The organism is Acinetobacter guillouiae (assembly GCF_002370525.2).
Taxonomy (GTDB): domain Bacteria; phylum Pseudomonadota; class Gammaproteobacteria; order Pseudomonadales; family Moraxellaceae; genus Acinetobacter; species Acinetobacter guillouiae.
In genome coordinates, this window is record NZ_AP014630.1 from 679254 (window position 1) to 694597 (window position 15344).

Annotated in this window: 18 protein-coding genes; 3 read left to right on the forward strand and 15 right to left on the reverse strand. The window is 36.2% G+C overall.

The features are described from left to right. Nucleotides 1–69: 69 nt before the first annotated feature. The 15 genes from AS4_RS03270 to AS4_RS03340 all read right to left on the reverse strand — a co-directional run bounded on the left by AS4_RS03270 (nt 70) and on the right by AS4_RS03340 (nt 9592). Nucleotides 70–960, reverse strand: coding sequence for a phage tail protein (locus AS4_RS03270; protein WP_096733087.1), 891 nt, complete (start codon nt 958–960; stop codon nt 70–72). A 13-nt stretch (nt 961–973) separates the two neighbouring features. Then, nucleotides 974–1498, reverse strand: a complete 525-nt coding sequence (locus tag AS4_RS03275; protein WP_096733089.1) for a phage tail protein I — start codon at nt 1496–1498, stop codon at nt 974–976. Further along, nucleotides 1491–2387, reverse strand: a complete 897-nt coding sequence (locus AS4_RS03280) for a baseplate assembly protein (RefSeq protein ID WP_096733091.1) — start codon at nt 2385–2387, stop codon at nt 1491–1493. The genes AS4_RS03275 and AS4_RS03280 overlap by 8 nt, the downstream gene beginning before the upstream one ends. Further along, nucleotides 2384–2752 (reverse strand): GPW/gp25 family protein, encoded by a 369-nt coding sequence (locus AS4_RS03285; protein WP_096733093.1) that lies wholly within the window; start codon nt 2750–2752, stop codon nt 2384–2386. Before AS4_RS03285 ends, AS4_RS03280 begins: the two co-directional genes overlap by 4 nt. Next, nucleotides 2749–3303, reverse strand: coding sequence for a phage baseplate assembly protein V (locus AS4_RS03290; protein WP_227548119.1), 555 nt, complete (start codon nt 3301–3303; stop codon nt 2749–2751). The genes AS4_RS03285 and AS4_RS03290 overlap by 4 nt, the downstream gene beginning before the upstream one ends. 127 nt (nt 3304–3430) lie before the next feature. Continuing rightward, nucleotides 3431–4396 carry a hypothetical protein gene (locus AS4_RS03295; protein WP_096733097.1) on the reverse strand — a complete coding sequence of 322 codons (966 nt, stop codon included), beginning with the start codon at nt 4394–4396 and terminating at the stop codon, nt 3431–3433. 37 nt (nt 4397–4433) lie between these two features. Further along, nucleotides 4434–4874, reverse strand: a complete 441-nt coding sequence (locus AS4_RS03300; protein ID WP_096733099.1) for a phage virion morphogenesis protein — start codon at nt 4872–4874, stop codon at nt 4434–4436. Continuing rightward, a complete protein-coding gene (locus AS4_RS03305; protein WP_096733101.1) occupies nt 4874–5269 on the reverse strand; it encodes a phage tail protein in 396 nt (131 codons plus the stop codon). Before AS4_RS03305 ends, AS4_RS03300 begins: the two co-directional genes overlap by 1 nt. Before the next feature lie 3 nt (nt 5270–5272). Next, nucleotides 5273–5794 carry a glycoside hydrolase family 108 protein gene (locus AS4_RS03310; protein WP_096733103.1) on the reverse strand — a complete coding sequence of 174 codons (522 nt, stop codon included), beginning with the start codon at nt 5792–5794 and terminating at the stop codon, nt 5273–5275. A 10-nt stretch (nt 5795–5804) separates the two neighbouring features. Further along, a complete protein-coding gene (locus AS4_RS03315; protein ID WP_096733105.1) occupies nt 5805–6179 on the reverse strand; it encodes a hypothetical protein in 375 nt (124 codons plus the stop codon). Between the two features lie 38 nt (nt 6180–6217). Beyond that, nucleotides 6218–6421 (reverse strand): tail protein X, encoded by a 204-nt coding sequence (locus AS4_RS03320; RefSeq protein ID WP_096733107.1) that lies wholly within the window; start codon nt 6419–6421, stop codon nt 6218–6220. Continuing rightward, on the reverse strand, nt 6418–6825 hold the full coding sequence (locus AS4_RS03325) for a head completion/stabilization protein (RefSeq protein WP_096733109.1): 408 nt from the start codon (nt 6823–6825) through the stop codon (nt 6418–6420). Before AS4_RS03325 ends, AS4_RS03320 begins: the two co-directional genes overlap by 4 nt. Nucleotides 6826–6830: 5 nt before the next feature. Then, nucleotides 6831–7661 (reverse strand): phage terminase small subunit, encoded by an 831-nt coding sequence (gene gpM / locus AS4_RS03330; protein ID WP_096733112.1) that lies wholly within the window; start codon nt 7659–7661, stop codon nt 6831–6833. Then, nucleotides 7661–8689, reverse strand: a complete 1029-nt coding sequence (locus AS4_RS03335; protein ID WP_096733114.1) for a phage major capsid protein, P2 family — start codon at nt 8687–8689, stop codon at nt 7661–7663. Before AS4_RS03335 ends, gpM begins: the two co-directional genes overlap by 1 nt. A gap of 18 nt (nt 8690–8707) precedes the next feature. Further along, nucleotides 8708–9592 carry a GPO family capsid scaffolding protein gene (locus tag AS4_RS03340; protein WP_096733116.1) on the reverse strand — a complete coding sequence of 295 codons (885 nt, stop codon included), beginning with the start codon at nt 9590–9592 and terminating at the stop codon, nt 8708–8710. 141 nt (nt 9593–9733) lie between these two features. Between AS4_RS03340 and AS4_RS03345 the strand changes: the two genes are divergently transcribed. From AS4_RS03345 to AS4_RS03355, 3 genes are all read left to right on the forward strand, one after another. Further along, nucleotides 9734–11515 (forward strand): terminase large subunit domain-containing protein, encoded by a 1782-nt coding sequence (locus tag AS4_RS03345; protein ID WP_096733118.1) that lies wholly within the window; start codon nt 9734–9736, stop codon nt 11513–11515. Beyond that, entirely contained in the window at nt 11512–12570 is a 1059-nt protein-coding gene (locus AS4_RS03350; RefSeq protein ID WP_096733120.1) for a phage portal protein, read from the forward strand. Before AS4_RS03345 ends, AS4_RS03350 begins: the two co-directional genes overlap by 4 nt. A gap of 293 nt (nt 12571–12863) precedes the next feature. Further along, entirely contained in the window at nt 12864–15326 is a 2463-nt protein-coding gene (locus AS4_RS03355) for an AAA family ATPase (RefSeq protein WP_096733122.1), read from the forward strand. The last annotated feature ends 18 nt before the right edge of the window (nt 15327–15344 follow it).

Below are 15344 nucleotides of genomic sequence, written 5' to 3' on the forward strand. Positions count from 1 at the left end.
ATCATGCGGTTTGAGATTTTAATATTCTATAAGAACAATCCAGTTTAAGTCTTAATCAGGATTTTGCTTTTATGCAGTACGAATCCAAACATCGACCACCATAGATTTTTGCACGATATTATGGGCTTTATCGCCACCAATCTCGTTAGTTTTCAAGTCAGCAGGCTTATCTGTTGAAAAATTAAATGAAGGACGTGCAGTACCAGGGCTGTCGGTTGTTGTTGCATCGATATTAATGCGATGTTTTGGTAATTCTTCAATGCTTAATTTATGGGTATATTCGCCCCCGGTGTTGCCTATTACTTTCATAAAACTAGGCGCAAGTTCATTACTTTCTAGGGCACGGCTGACCAGGGCATGACCATCACCCGACTTTTGCCATTCGCCATATCCTTTATGTTTATTCACTGCATCTGAATTATTGAATAAGATTGTGGTGATGAATGGATCGCCAATGGCAATATCATGTCGGCTTAAAATGGTTTCTTTTAAACTATTGATTTGATCTAAAACCCATTGTTTATTTGCAGTGACAACGTGGGAATCAATTTCGACTAAAACCTGAGCGCCTGAATCAGCTTTAATTTCGGTGACAATTTCAAGTTCACCACCTGCACCTTCAGCAATCACCGGTTTGTATGCGCCATGATAATTACCAATATAAACCAGTTGGCCAGTGGCATCGATAAAGCCATATTCATGCATATTGAAACCACCGATATTTGCTTCAATCGTGGCAGAGACTCGTGCAGTTTGCCCTAGTACTTCAACAGATTGAATAGGAACTCTTGCACGTTCATTGACTAAAGATGTTCGGCTTTTTTGGTCAATAGGTTCATAAGGTTGATTATTTGCATCACCAATCACCATTGCAGTGAGTTGAATGCTTACAACATTATGAGCTTGAGCAATCAATGATGAACCGTACTCAGTCAAAGCGACATAGTATTTTGCAGCCATAATTTAAACCTTATTAAATTGTAGATAAATAAACGGTTGCGCCCGTATGTGACGCACCGACAACATTAAAATGACTTTCTGTTTTAACTTTTGCCGTGATTGAATAAGCATCTCTTGCCGATTTTGTTGCTTCAATGGCGGTTAATACTTGAAGTAATTGGTCAATTGTTAGCAGGTAACTAGTAGGAATATTCACTATAAAAGTAAATGGCGGTTGTCTCGGATTGAGTGCATGCCAAGGGGTTAATTGGAATTGTGGGACGACAGTTGAAAGTAAACTTTCAATGGAAGATCGGGTGCCACGTTGCGCATTGAAAGCCTTACTTTCTGTGATTGCATTACGCTTTTGTGATTCGGCCCAGTTAGGCTGCCAATACTCGACACGGTGCTCCCATGCAAGCCAAGGTAAGTGAGCAACAGGGCAAAGATGAATACGATGTAAATCAACAAAAGGGACGGGAAGTGCAGTAATTTTTTCACCAAGCTGCTCAATATTTTTTTCAAGTTTTGTGGCGTTTGGAGGCAAGAGTTTAGACATCGCGAAACTCCGTAATTGTTAGCGTTGTGCCAATACATTTTGCATACCGGCTTTTGGCTAAAATGATGTCACTCGCTGGCGAAGTCAAAATGACATTTTGTACACCTGCCACATGTAGAGCGTGAAAAATTCCGCTGCGCGTGACGTCATACCCCAAAGCATTAACCATTTTAATGTAGGTGTTGAGTGCCTCTTCAGCAGCCGTTTGAACCACTGCAGAATCAGGACCAGGGAATAAAACTAAAGTGGCGTTTACTGCCCATTCAAAAGGTGTGGCTGCTTTTATAGTTACAGCATCTGTAAACGGACGCTTAGTACCAGGATCTAATGCGACATCGACAATATTGAGTAAAGTTTGAGGCGCAACATCATCAATATGACTTTGTACAAATATATCAACGTATCCAGCTGCAGGCGTTTCTACCGCGATATCCTTAACATGGCCATGTGCACCTAAACCCCAAAATTGATATGCACCGACTGAACCTGCAGATTTACTTTCAGGTTCTAATTGAACTCGACGACGCAAATCCTCGTCATCTTCCATAACCGCTTCAATCGGTGGGTTTGCGGTAGGATCTGCTTCTATAATTGTTTTTCGATAAACATTACGGTTAGCTGCTAAATGGTCTAAATCTGCGCCTTTTGCATATGCCAACATGAGTGCTTTTGCTTTTGCATTAATCTGAGACGTTTTAAGCAATAAGCGATAAGCAAAGGTTTCAAGAACCTTAACGATTGGCTCACTTTCAAAATTTAATACTGGCGCTAGTTCCGGATCTCTTGCGATGAGATCCTGTTTGCAGGCATCTAACTCTGCTTCAAAGTCGAGCTGCTCTATAACATTTGGAAAGGGTAAAGCAGAAAGATCGATACGATTTGAACTCATGTAGCTGCCCCGATTAGAAATTCTTGTTTAACTGTTTGAGTACCTGTAATGGTCTTGATATTGCCTAGAATGGTAATCAGCCAATAGCCCACAACAGCAGCAGCTTGGCTAACTTGAACTTGACTAATTTTGATGCGAGGCTCAAAGCGAATCAGTGCAGTCGCTGAGGCATTCATAATCTGAAGCTTGGTAAAGTCATTACAGGGTTGATCAATCAGATGCGGAACAAGTGAGCCGTAATTTCTTCGACATAATCTAGTGCCGATCAAAGTGCTTAAAATGTCATGCATAGATTGATATAAATGCTCAGGAAATGAATCATTATCAGTAATTGCTTTACCAGTGTTTCGATGCATACCTTTCATTGAGTTGGTCCTCCTGAAGTGTCTGTACCACCTTTCACACCTAGAGTTTTATGTGTAGTTAAGCTAATGTTTTGGGCGATGACATCCGTATCAGAGGTGATATCTTGTTGGGCGTGGATGCCTTCCGTAACGTCCAATTTTTTTTGAATTTTGACCTGACCAGTAAATTCAGTTTCAGGAACATCAAAGGTGCATTTGCTTAATTTAAAAATGGCTTCGCCTGAAGCGACATTGACAACAAACGAATGATCACCTAATTGAATGTAAACCTCGTCAGGGTCTACGCTTGGGGGAGGAAAATCTTCAGAAAACAAACTGATTTGCGGTACCGAATTAGTCAGCTCACCGCCTTGTGCTGAAACTGAAAATTGTTCTCCGATCGATGGACAGCGCCAAATTTTAACAACGCCTGCAGCAATGGTCGGAATAGGAATCCAATCAGTCTCATTTTCATCAATTTTTAAGCGAATTTTCCATGCTGAAGCATCGACCGCTATTACAGTTCCAATACTGGAAAGATTTTGAAATTGCCGTAAAAGTTGATTGCTCATGATGATTTAAACGTAAAAATGCCCATGCTTGAAATCATGGGCATTTTGTTTTTAAAGTGCGAGGAATTGAATCCTGTTTAGCGCTTAATCAGGAATCTTGAAATTGGTAATAATGATTTCTTTACCATTATTCTCTACTTTTAAATATATCCTTAATTGTTTTAAGAGTATTATTGGTATTATTAGAGTTAATACGTTCCTTCTCAAGTTCAATAGTCGTTTGATCATTTTCAAGAATGAAGTTCCGCTCTGTTTTTATTAAGTTATCTAAAATATTTCCGATTATTTTGTGGTTATTTAATGATATAGATACTTTCAAGGATAGATATTTTGCTTCAAGGTTTGTTATTTCATTTTGATAATATTTTATTTCATCTAAGCTTTTTCTATATAAATTTAAGAAAAAATAAGAAAAAACTTCGACTAGTATAACAAACACAGTTCTTGGAGTAATTTCAATGAATAATTCTGTTAAGTTTTTTGGTGGATAATAATTATGAATTGCTGCACCTAAAATTGCTAATCCAATAATACTTAGAATTAACCCAATAAAAAGATTTACATTTCCTCTTTTATTTAAACTTAATGTTTCTATATTTAATCTAGCTATTGATTTAATGATGTTTTCTTGAATTTCATCTTCTATGTTATTTTTTTTAAGGTTATCTTGTAACTTTTTGAAATATTCATTTGTCAACCCATTTTCAATATTTAGCTGGATTTTACTGAGTATAAGATTTTTTTCCTCGGCTGTAATAATATTATTAATAGAATTATCAGCGACTTCATTGGTTTTATTGGCTAATTGATTAACTTTTTTACTTAAACTATGTACTTCATTTTCTAAGAATGATGTGTTGAAACTGCTAATATTTAAATAATTGAAAAATAATAAAGTAGCTGTAATTCCAGAAGCTATATAAAAAATCCAACGAAAAATTTTATAGTTAGAATAAAATATATCTGGATAGAATTTTGAAAAAAAGAAAGTGGCTGAAATCAGAATAATCATTGCTAAAACATAATAAAAAGATATACGTGCTAGTGCTGAATTTCGAATTTCATAGAAAATTTGCTCAAAAATAAATTTCATTGTTACATCTCTATATTTTATAAAAATAATATCAAATTTATTGAAAATTAAAATAATTATTTAACTCAATTTCAATATATTTTAAATCTTCTTGACTAAAACCAACCAATTCACGAATTGGATATTTAGTTGGTTTTGCATGATCAGTAGGGCGGATCGTTTTCCCCTCATGGTGCACTTTCGCAATTTGGGCTGTACGTCCACCAAAACCTACTGAAGCTTTATCGGCTGAATATTCTGTTTTTAATTGTTGGCCATTCTTTTTGAACATGGCACCTTTACGTTTAATACTTCCAATTTGATCTCTTTTTCTTGGCGTAAAACGATTACCATTTGGATCTCTTTGCTGACTAATTCTGTCTTTAGATCGTATTCTTAATCCTTGAGCCAAACGACGCATCAATTCGCGACGTTGAGATGGTTCTAGATGTTTAAATAATTGATCAAACCAACGATTTAAGGCAGCAAAAGACTTCATTATTCTGATCCTTTTGGAATGAATCCACCTTGTAAATCACTCCATACTAGCTCAGGGCAAATATGATAACCCTGGTCTTCTATTACCACTTTATCGCGCTGAGGAAAGTCAACTTCAAGGTCAAAGGTATCTTTATCAATAATTTCAGAACTAAATGAAATTTGTAGATCATTGCCCGTGGTGTCTAAATGTAGGTTTTGAGATTTAAGCCAACTCCGAATTAGCAGGATGACTTCAATCGGGTCTAAGCGATAATCAAGAAATAAAAGCCGAACGGTATAATCCATATAACCTTTTGCTTGTGTGCCATTCACAATAAATAAATGACATTTGTCTGCAGTCATACTCGGCAATTTTTCTTGCAAAAATGTTTTTAAACCGATCAAGGCGATCATGATTTAATTATCCATTGCTGCATAATTTAACTGACTTGCAACACGTAAGGTCCAACCTTTTCCATAGCGTGACCAAGTGCTTAAACTTGTATAATATTTCAATCGTTCTGCATTGAATTTCAATAAAATATCATTCAAATCAGCTTTATTGATGGCTTGAATTGTTAAGTTTCCGATGATGCCATCATCTAACACGCCTACAGCCAATTGTAGTTTACGTTTGGCGGTTCCCATGCCTGCATTAATGGCAAAATCCCAAACTTGAAAAACAAGGGAAGAATCGATTTGTTCGGCATTGATCTTGTCCCACCAATCTCGTTTATAAATATTTTTGGCTTGTTCAAGGCTTAAACTTTTAATATCTAAATCAGGATAAGTCATGGCAGAAATACCATACTTTGTGCCGTTGAGTTGACCTTTACCAATTACACCAGTCGTCCAATTGCCACGGTCTTGACGATCATTTGTAAATTTACCTTCATGGCCAATGAGACGTTCAAAGGCTTGATCAAATGTAAGTGACATGATGATTTCCTTATTTATTGAACATTGCAGCAAAAGCAGCTTTAACTTCAGCAATAATTTCGCTAAAGGTTTTACCTTTGAGTAACTGCATAGATTGATACCAAATACCAATCAGCAACATGCCAAACACGGCAAAAAGTAACATCACAAAACCTTGAGCCATATGTGAGTATTGCTGTAATTGATAATATTCAATGCAAGCAGCACCACCATATAAACTGATGGTTACGCTAATCGAAAATTTTAAAATCACACCAACGGTGATTTTTATACGACCTTGGGTGTCAATATCACCACTTAAAATCAAGGCGAGAATCGCGCCCATGATCGCTGCAATAATTTTAAAAAGCCATGGTAACCCCTTAATTGACAGCGGATCATTCATCGTTTTCCCCTTGAGGAATGTTAAGTGTTCAAACATAACTAATCCCATAATTTAATTGTCTGAAGCCGTTGAGCTTGTACCAGCTCCGGTAAGTTAATAACTTGGTGTTCTTGTAAAACCACTTGTTGCAAATTTGAGTTTGCTTCAAGCAATGCAGGTAACATGACCACCGACTGATTGCCGTAGTAACGGTAAGCGATTGAATCAAAAGTATCGTTTTGCATTGCTTTGATCTGATTCATATCAGTTTTACTCGGTTACGTTTTGGTCTGCCTTTACTGATTAATTTACCGATGCTGTAATTCACTGTTCGACGTAAAGCTTGCGTTTTAACTTGTTGATTTTCACCACGGGTTTGTCCCGTTGTTGTGGTATCAAAATCTAAATTATCTTCACAAATCAGTGCAGCTGCTTCATAGCAAACTGCACGTTTGTAATATCGAATTTGAGTATCAGTTTCGATATTAAGTAAAAGTGTTTGATCATTAATGTTATCCATGGCGAGCATGATTTTTTCAGTCAGCAGTACTTCGCCTTGGGATTTGTCTAAACGGACCTGACCCAACAAATCTAAAATACTGACATTGGGACGCATTGGATCAGGATTTTCGACTTCATTATCAGGTACAGGTGCATTTAGTAACATTTGACCTACTCCGCAGCCGTGGTGGAGTCGGTGGACGCAGGTACTGAGGCATCGGCAGTTTGATCTGCAGATGTATCAGCCTGCGAGCCGACAGTGGCGTCGGGAGACGACTCGGTTGTTTGCTTATTCAATCGTTTTTCGAGGGCTGTTAAATCTTTTTTACAGCCAACTTTACTATTGAGGCGCAAAGCATTTTTATACGCAATTAGGGCTTCAACAGGCTGAGCCTCGTTTAATGCATCCCCTAACGCACGGAAAATTTTGGCACGGACCTCATCGACCATTTGTTCACCGACACCCAGCTCGATGATTTTTTTAATCAATTCAGCATGAGCGACGGCTAATTCGGAATCATCAATAAAATCACTAGCAGATTGCTCTGTAACGAATTCGGCAATGCCACGGCTGTAGCCTTCAGGCATCACCATTTCATTCAAAATTGCATATTCAGCAATACGAACCGCGAGTTCATATTCACCAGCATCGATGGCCCAAATCATTAAAGTCACTAATGTTGTATTTTGAGCTGAAGGGGAAACAGCTAGGCAACCATCGATGTAACCCAAATATTCTGGCAACCATTGCTTTTTCATTTCAATACGATCTTGAATTGATTTATTTTCTTTCAATTGGTTCATGTGATTGAACAAACGTAATTCAATATTTGCCGTTGGTGATGGTGGAACGATTACGGTTTTATCGCCTTCAGGTGAAGCTGGATCAAAGCCCATAATGACCGATTTACTTTTTAAGCGTGGATCTTGGCTTTTTGCTTGTTGTTGCGCTTTGATTGCGAGCATCTTTTCACGATGCTCACGCATTGAATTCGTTGCCATTAGTCTTGTACCTCAATGTTTTCTAACAAAACACAACGTGTGTAATCTTCGACGACAAAGTCTTCATTCACCGATTGCCAATCTACAGCTCGATCCCATTGAGGCTCTTCCGTGATTGAACGTACCAATGTGCCTGACTGCAGATAAATTGAGAGGTTTTTAGGATGTGTGATTAAGATTGTTTTGGGTGGGAAACCAGGAACGTGCATCGCTTTTAACGTACCCAATTGTTTGTTTGCATAGATTGAACGTGCTGCCAGTTGTTCTGTTGGATCTTGAATGGTATTCAGCAACGGTAAATATTTATCGCTGAGAATGCCACGTCCACAAATTGCAATTAAGCCACTTTCACGATGCTGTTCAGCGATATATTCTTCAACAGCAAACTCGACAAGACCATCAATAGTTTTGAACTCATTGCCTGCACCAACTTTGAGGACTAGTTTGCCTGTCCCATCATCAACACCGGCATAATTTTGCTCAGGCGCATTTTCACGAATTTTTTGCAGCCATCCTTTTTTAACATCTTGTAATAGGGGATTAGCCACACGGTCAGAAGTTGGCGCACGATATACACCATTAAAGCCAATACACAACTTATCAAGTGCGATGGCGTTAATCACCATCGTTTGGAGTTGTGCTTTAAAATTGGGATGATGTTTCCAAGCATTTAATAGCACCCAACGATAGGCAACGTCATAGTTGGTTTGTGTACATAGATATGTATCCAATAAATCCAATGAACCGACATATCCTGGTTCACGCGCTTTGACCCGGGTATCGGTTGTGCCTGCAATTCGGATACCAACATTTAAACCAATTTTTTCACCACTGGCGTTATCCACTGGAAACATATTAATTAATTTTAAAAAGTCGGCTTGTTGTTGATACGCAGCAATGATTTTTTGTTCAGGTACAGGCTGAACGGCAAAAGTATTAACGACATTTTCAACCGCATTGGCACGGGCAATATCAGCCATATAAGCGGTTAATTTTGTACGTGCAAGGGGATTTAGAACGACTGACATAATTGATAAATTCCTTAATTAATAATCAACACGGTCAGCATCACCGCCTGCAGCTGCAGGTGGAAGATTTACTGGAGTCGTTGAAAGTTGAGTAAATGAAGTTTCTAAACCTTTAAGCGATTGCAAAATTGGTTCGAGAGCTTTGCCTAGAGCGTCTGACGGATTAGTTTGAACAGTCTGTGGCGCAGCTGCAGGTTGATCTGTGGTTTGAGTCACAGGTGTTGTAGTCGCTACTGGTGCAGGACTCAATGCGCTGAATTTCTCATTTAAGTCTTTGATTGATGCGAACACAGCAACAAGACCTTGAGTAACCACCGTTTTAAACTCATCATCACTTTCAGTCGGCTTTGCTGGCGTGATTAATGATTTGAGTTGTTCTAAGAAACCTTTTTGATCGGTTGGAACTGAGTTATTTTCAGTTGGAGCTGTCAGTGACATGTAAATCTCCGAATCGGGTTGAGTGCGTAAAGAAAATTGATTTGATGAAAACTTAATGGCTTGAGTTCCCAGTGATGCAGGTTGATCAGTCATGCCAAGGCCGACTTGATAGGCTTTATTGGTCCCTGCAAAATTGCGATAAAACTCAATTGAGGGAAAGATTTTCTGTCCATTTTTATTCATGGCCACAAAATTTGGTAAGGCAGAAATTGTGTTGTAAAGACAAAGTTTTCCACCTTCTTCAACTGCTTCAACTTTGATAATGTCGCCATACGCATTGAATGGTGGTTCAGGTGACCAGCCAGCAAAATGCTCAATGTTGATGCGCCCTGCATAATGCTCCGGATTGTATGTATCGGCCATGTCTTGAATTTCTTGACGACTCAATTCACGACCATCGACCGTTTGACCTTCACGGGCAACTCGAAAGCGTTTTTCTACACGTCCTTCTCCTGGTAGTCCCATTCTTTAAATTTCCATCTATGTTTCTGATGTATGCAGTCTGCTTGTGATGACAGGGAGGTCGCAACGATCTAAATCCTGTTTAACGCTTAATCAGGATTTTGTTATTCGTTGAAAATGAACACATAGCGCTACATTAAGCGCATGAATACATCACATCCTTTGACTTTCGAGAATCTAAACCCACGGCAACATGGACGAATCCTATTTGCGATGGGCATGACTGTGTCTGAAATCTCAAAACAATTAGAAGAAAATAGGGCAACGGTAGAAAGTTGGAAGCAACGTGATAGTTGGGAAAAAGCAGATTTATTCGATGATCTAACGATAGGTTTAAAAGTTAGATACTTAGCGCTGACTTTTATGGAAAATAAAAGTAATGCCAACTATAAAGAAATGGATTTTATTGGTATTCAATTTGAACGTTTTGCTCGAATTGAAAAATATCGCGCAGGTGGTACACAAGCAGATCTCAATCCAAAATTAGAAAATCGCAATAACAAACCGAAAAAATGCAAACTTAAAAATCAAATTACTGAAGATGATTTGGCATTGCTTGAACAAGCATTTCAAGATTTTTTATTCGTTTACCAAGAGGAATGGATGGATGCCATATCCTGGTCTCGAATTTTTATTTTATTAAAATCTCGACAGATTGGTGCGACTTTTATCATTGCGTTATGGGCATTTATTGACCTACTAAAAACAGGTAAGAATAAAATTTTTATGTCAGCCTCAAGAGCACAGGCATATCAGTTTATTGAGTACATCAAAGCGTTTTGTTTGGAAGTTGTTGGCATCGAATTGACAGGAGATCCAATTGTTGTCAATGGACCAAATGGACAAGCAACTCTATATTATTTGGGAACAAATGCGCTTACAGCACAAGGTCGCCATGGTGATGTCATCATGGATGAGTTCTTTTGGATTCGTAACTTCTTAAAATTCAAAAAAGTCGCTTCAGCGATGGCTTCACAAAAGATGTATAAGCAAATTTATATGTCGACGCCATCCAGCATTTTGCATGAAGCCTATGCGTTTTGGACGGGTACTGACAGTAAACGCAAACTTCCAATTGAGATTGACGTCAGCAAAACTGCACTAAAAATGCCTGTGTTATGTGCGGATCGTAAAACTCGCCAAATTGTGACATTGGATGATGCAGAAGCCAAAGGCTGTGATCTATTTGATCGAGAGGATTTACTTGCAGAATATGGCGATGAAGAATTCGCCAATCTTTTTGATGGTGAATTTATTGATGATTCAGGCTCATATTTCCCTTTAAAAGATATCACACCGAATATGGTGGATTCTTGGGAAATTTGGAATGACTTTCACCCCAATGATGAAAAACCATACTTGGGTGAAGTTTGGCTTGGTTATGATCCATCGTTTACAGGTGACAATGCAGCACTAGCGGTCATCGCTCCACCACAAACACCATTATCCCCTTATCGAATCTTAGAAGTAAAACAATTCAAAGGACAAACTGCACAAGAACAAGCGCTGTATATCAAAAAAGTTTGTGCACGATACAACGTCACATTTATCGGAATTGATAACACCGGGAATGGTCTTGCTGTTTCTGAGCATGTGTCTAAATTTTTCCCTGCACTAACAAGATTGAACTATAACCCTGAATTAAAAATTCGCATGGGTTTACGTGCAAAAGAGTTATTTCAAAAACGCAGGCTACATTTTGATGCAGGCTTATTGACTGTAGCAAAAGCATTTTTATCAATCAAAAAAGCACTAACCAGTGGTGGTGGCAACAAAACTTTAATTACCAGTCGATCTGCAGAAAATGGCCATGGAGATATGGCTTGGGCGATCATGAATGGTTTAGAAAGAGCACCGATTGTCGATATCACTGATCAATCTCAACATGGCGCTACACGTAGCCGAATCAAGGTATTTAAATCATGAATTTTAAATCTATGCTATCTCAGCAGTTGGATCGCTTTCGTGTGTTGCCAATACAACAAACAGCAGCAGCTCCAACCAGTAAAATTATATGTAAGAATTTTGGAGAAGCACAGCCTGTTTTAGACGGGCATGACCTATTTGAATATGGCTATTGTCCTAAATGGCAAGATTGGTATGAGCTTCCATATGACATGTTGGCCACAGCAAAATTATTTCGTGCAACGAGCCACCATACCAGTGCTTTAATTGTAAAACGTAATATCTTGACCAGCGATTATATTCCTCATCCTTTATTAAGTCGGCATGACTTTAATGCTTTGGCTTTGAATCTTCTGACCTTTGCAAACTGTTATGCACATATCAAAAGAAATCGATTTAATGGAATTGTTGGAATTGGATCTAGACCAGCACTCAATATTCGTCGTGGTTTAGATTTATCTAGTTATTACCAACTTGATTGGGATCAAACCAATAATTATCAATTTGCGCCACAGGATATAATTCATGTTTATGAATCCGATATTGGTCAAGAAATTTACGGTGTGCCCAATTATTTGAGTAGTGTTAATGCGATTTTATTGAACGAAGCAGCAACACTGTTCCGTCGTCGTTATTATAAAAATGGTGCACATGCAGGATTTATTTTACACATGACAGATGCCCTACAAAGTCAGCAAGATGTTGATGATTTAGAGGATTCTCTGGAAAACTCAAAAGGGGCAGGTAACTTTAAGAACTTACTTGTTTATACACCTGGTGGAACGAAGGATGGGGTTAAAGTTATTCCATTGGCTGAAGTAGCAGCTAAGGATGAATTTTATAATATTAAAATAGCCAGTAGAGATGATCAACTTGCAGGGCATCGCATACCACCTCAACTCATTGGAGTCGTTCCTCAAAATGCAGGTGGGTTTGGTGATGTTGAAAAAGCAGCTAAAGTTTTTTATTACAATGAAATTGTGTATTATCAAAACCTACTGAAACAGATCAATGAAAGTTTAGGAATTGAGGTCATAAAATTTAAAAATTATGAGCTTTTATCTCTCGGTCAGTAGTCAAATTATTAACATGTAAAAATTTTTGCATAAAAACCAACATTCTGTTGGATTTTTTATTTTCAAATTGTGCTTGTTAAATGATTTTAAAAATTATTACAAATATATTCCGTGTAATAACATTATGCTAAATAGGCATATCATCAAGTAATTTGCCTAAATTTTACGTATTGTTTTATGGTGTAAACACTAATTTATTTTTAAAACTATAGAACACTTTTATTGAATAAAAAAATTAAAAAAGTATACTGATCAAATAAATATCTGAATTTTAATAATATTAAGGAGTTAAAATGCAATTTAAGCGTATTTCAAAAATTGATAATTTTTCAATTTTTAAGAATTTTGATTGGGCTTTCAATTTAAGTTATCAAAATGGGGGAAGTACTAAAGTTTATGACTTTAAAGATATCAATATTTTTTATGGTAGAAATTATTCTGGTAAAACTAGTCTTTCCAAAATTATTAGATCTTTAGAAACAAAAAAATTATCTTCAAAATATGAAAATCCTAATTTCAAAATTGAGTTATATGATGGAAGTCATGTTACTCAAAATAATCTATCTAATTTTCAATACCCAATATACGTTTACAACTCAGATTTTGTGAAAGAAAACTTAAAATTTCTTCATAACGAAGATGAAAATATTGAATCATTTTCTGTCACTTTAGGTGGTGATAATCAACAAATAATAAACCGTATTCAAGAGTTAAAAAATGAATTAGGTTCGAACGATGAAAATGCTCAGTCTGAACTTCACTTAGCAATTAAAGATCAAAAAAACAAAGTAGATGAATCAAAAAAAGAACACCAAAAAAAAGAGAAATATTTAGAAGATCTTTTGGCAGACAAAGCAACAAGAAAGCCTGATTCTATAAAGAGTCAATATTCTATTTTTGGTGAGATTAATTACACTATAACTAGGCTTAAACAAGATATAATTTCTACTCAAGACTCAGCTTTTATAATTTTAAATAATGATCAAATAGAAGAAAATAAAGCGCTAATAACACAAAAGCAATTGGCAAATCCTCCTGAACTCTCAGCTTACACTTTAAATTTTTCTTCTCTTATTCAATCTACAGATGAAATTTTGAAGACAATTGTTGGTGATTCTCAGAAAATTGAAGAATTAGTAAAGAATAGTTCTTTAAATACATGGGTACAAACAGGTCATGACCTACATAAAGATCGCACCACTTGTGCTTTTTGTACTAATGAAATTACTGATGATAGGCAAACACAATTAAGAAATCATTTTGATCAAGAAACTCAAAAACTTCAATTTCGTATATCTAAAGGTATTGAACATTTAGAAAGCTTAATAGATGGTGAAAATTTTAAAATAAGTATTGATATTAACAATTATTATAAACAATATCATACCATTCTTTTACAACTCAAAGCAGATCTACAAGCAGGCTTAGACAAGCAAAAAATTTCTATTCAACAACTGAAATTGTTGTTGCGAAAAAAAAATGAAAAAATCTTTACTAAGTTGGATGCGGAATATCCGATTGACTATTCGTTAGAAATAAATACTACTCTACAAAAAATTTCAGAAATAAGAAGTTCATGTATTCAACTCAATAGTGAACTTAAACTAAAACAAGGAGAAGCACAAAAAGTTCTTCGTTTAAATCATATTTACCATTTTCTACAAGATATAAATTATAATTTATTAATAACAGAAATAAAAACTTCTTTCCTTGCAATTGAACCTTTAGCACAAGCTTTAAGAGTTTTAGAAATAAGAAAATCTGCTATTGAAGCTCAAATTAAAAGTGAAGAAGATAAATTAAAAACTGAAGGTGAAGCTTGTGCTCAAATAAATAATATTCTTAATCATGACTTTGGTCATCAACATTTAAGCCTTGAAGCTATAGAAACAGACACTATAAATGGCAAAGTATTCAACTTTGAAATCCAACGTGTTAAAGATGGGAAGAACGTAAAAGCACATAATTTAAGTGAGGGTGAATGTAGTCTGATTGCTTTTTGCTATTTTTTAGCTAAAGTTCAGGACTCTTTAAACAATGGAGATAGTCCGATTATTTGGATTGATGATCCAATTTGCAGTTTAGATAGTAATCATATTTTCTTTATTTTTTCACTAATCGAAGAACGAATCTGTAAAGAAAAAAAATTCTCTCAATTATTTATATCTACTCATAATTTAGAGTTTTTAAAGTATTTAAGAAGGCTTACTGGAGCGACGCCAGATGGTTCGATTGGCTTAGTTAAAGAAGAAAAGCGACATGCTAGTTATTTTCTAATACAAAGAAATGATAACTTTTCAATTATTAGACAAATGCCTCTTTATTTAAGTAAGTTTTTAACAGAATTTAATTTTCTGTTTGATCAGATTTATAAGTGCGCAACAGTAAATCAAATCGATGATTCAAATTTTCATCTTTTCTACAATTTCGGAAATAATGCTCGAAAATTTTTAGAAATTTATACTTTTTATAAGTTTCCCTCTCCATCATACAAACTTGATTCCCAATTAGAAAGTTTTTGGGGTGAGCAAATTTACAAGACTTTGACGGATAGAATTCATAATGAATACTCGCATATGACAGGCGTGCTAGAGCGTGGAGGAACTATCTCTGAACAACCTGAAATGCAAAAATCGGCTAAAGCTATTATACGTAAAATTCAGTCAGTTGATATAAATCAATACAACGCATTATTAGAAAGTATAGAAGTATTAGTTTCGAAAGATTCTCTCCATCCTACCTATCAAGTTACATAAAATGTATTGCTCGCTTAC

Bases quoted from the DNA above. Each gene is read 5' to 3' on its own strand.
- AS4_RS03300 (WP_096733099.1), bottom strand. From the start codon at position 4,874: ATGAAGTCTTTTGCTGCCTTAAATCGTTGGTTTGATCAATTATTTAAA.
- AS4_RS03270 (WP_096733087.1), bottom strand. From the start codon at position 960: ATGGCTGCAAAATACTATGTCGCTTTGACTGAGTACGGTTCATCATTG.
- AS4_RS03325 (WP_096733109.1), bottom strand. From the start codon at position 6,825: ATGTTACTAAATGCACCTGTACCTGATAATGAAGTCGAAAATCCTGAT.
- AS4_RS03295 (WP_096733097.1), bottom strand. From the start codon at position 4,396: ATGAAATTTATTTTTGAGCAAATTTTCTATGAAATTCGAAATTCAGCA.
- AS4_RS03320 (WP_096733107.1), bottom strand. From the start codon at position 6,421: ATGAATCAGATCAAAGCAATGCAAAACGATACTTTTGATTCAATCGCT.
- AS4_RS03340 (WP_096733116.1), bottom strand. From the start codon at position 9,592: ATGGGACTACCAGGAGAAGGACGTGTAGAAAAACGCTTTCGAGTTGCC.
- AS4_RS03355 (WP_096733122.1), top strand. From the start codon at position 12,864: ATGCAATTTAAGCGTATTTCAAAAATTGATAATTTTTCAATTTTTAAG.
- AS4_RS03285 (WP_096733093.1), bottom strand. From the start codon at position 2,752: ATGAAAGGTATGCATCGAAACACTGGTAAAGCAATTACTGATAATGAT.
- AS4_RS03290 (WP_227548119.1), bottom strand. From the start codon at position 3,303: ATGAGCAATCAACTTTTACGGCAATTTCAAAATCTTTCCAGTATTGGA.
- AS4_RS03280 (WP_096733091.1), bottom strand. From the start codon at position 2,387: ATGAGTTCAAATCGTATCGATCTTTCTGCTTTACCCTTTCCAAATGTT.
- AS4_RS03350 (WP_096733120.1), top strand. From the start codon at position 11,512: ATGAATTTTAAATCTATGCTATCTCAGCAGTTGGATCGCTTTCGTGTG.
- AS4_RS03335 (WP_096733114.1), bottom strand. From the start codon at position 8,689: ATGTCAGTCGTTCTAAATCCCCTTGCACGTACAAAATTAACCGCTTAT.
- AS4_RS03310 (WP_096733103.1), bottom strand. From the start codon at position 5,794: ATGTCACTTACATTTGATCAAGCCTTTGAACGTCTCATTGGCCATGAA.
- gpM (WP_096733112.1), bottom strand. From the start codon at position 7,661: ATGGCAACGAATTCAATGCGTGAGCATCGTGAAAAGATGCTCGCAATC.
- AS4_RS03305 (WP_096733101.1), bottom strand. From the start codon at position 5,269: ATGATCGCCTTGATCGGTTTAAAAACATTTTTGCAAGAAAAATTGCCG.
- AS4_RS03275 (WP_096733089.1), bottom strand. From the start codon at position 1,498: ATGTCTAAACTCTTGCCTCCAAACGCCACAAAACTTGAAAAAAATATT.
- AS4_RS03315 (WP_096733105.1), bottom strand. From the start codon at position 6,179: ATGAATGATCCGCTGTCAATTAAGGGGTTACCATGGCTTTTTAAAATT.
- AS4_RS03345 (WP_096733118.1), top strand. From the start codon at position 9,734: ATGAATACATCACATCCTTTGACTTTCGAGAATCTAAACCCACGGCAA.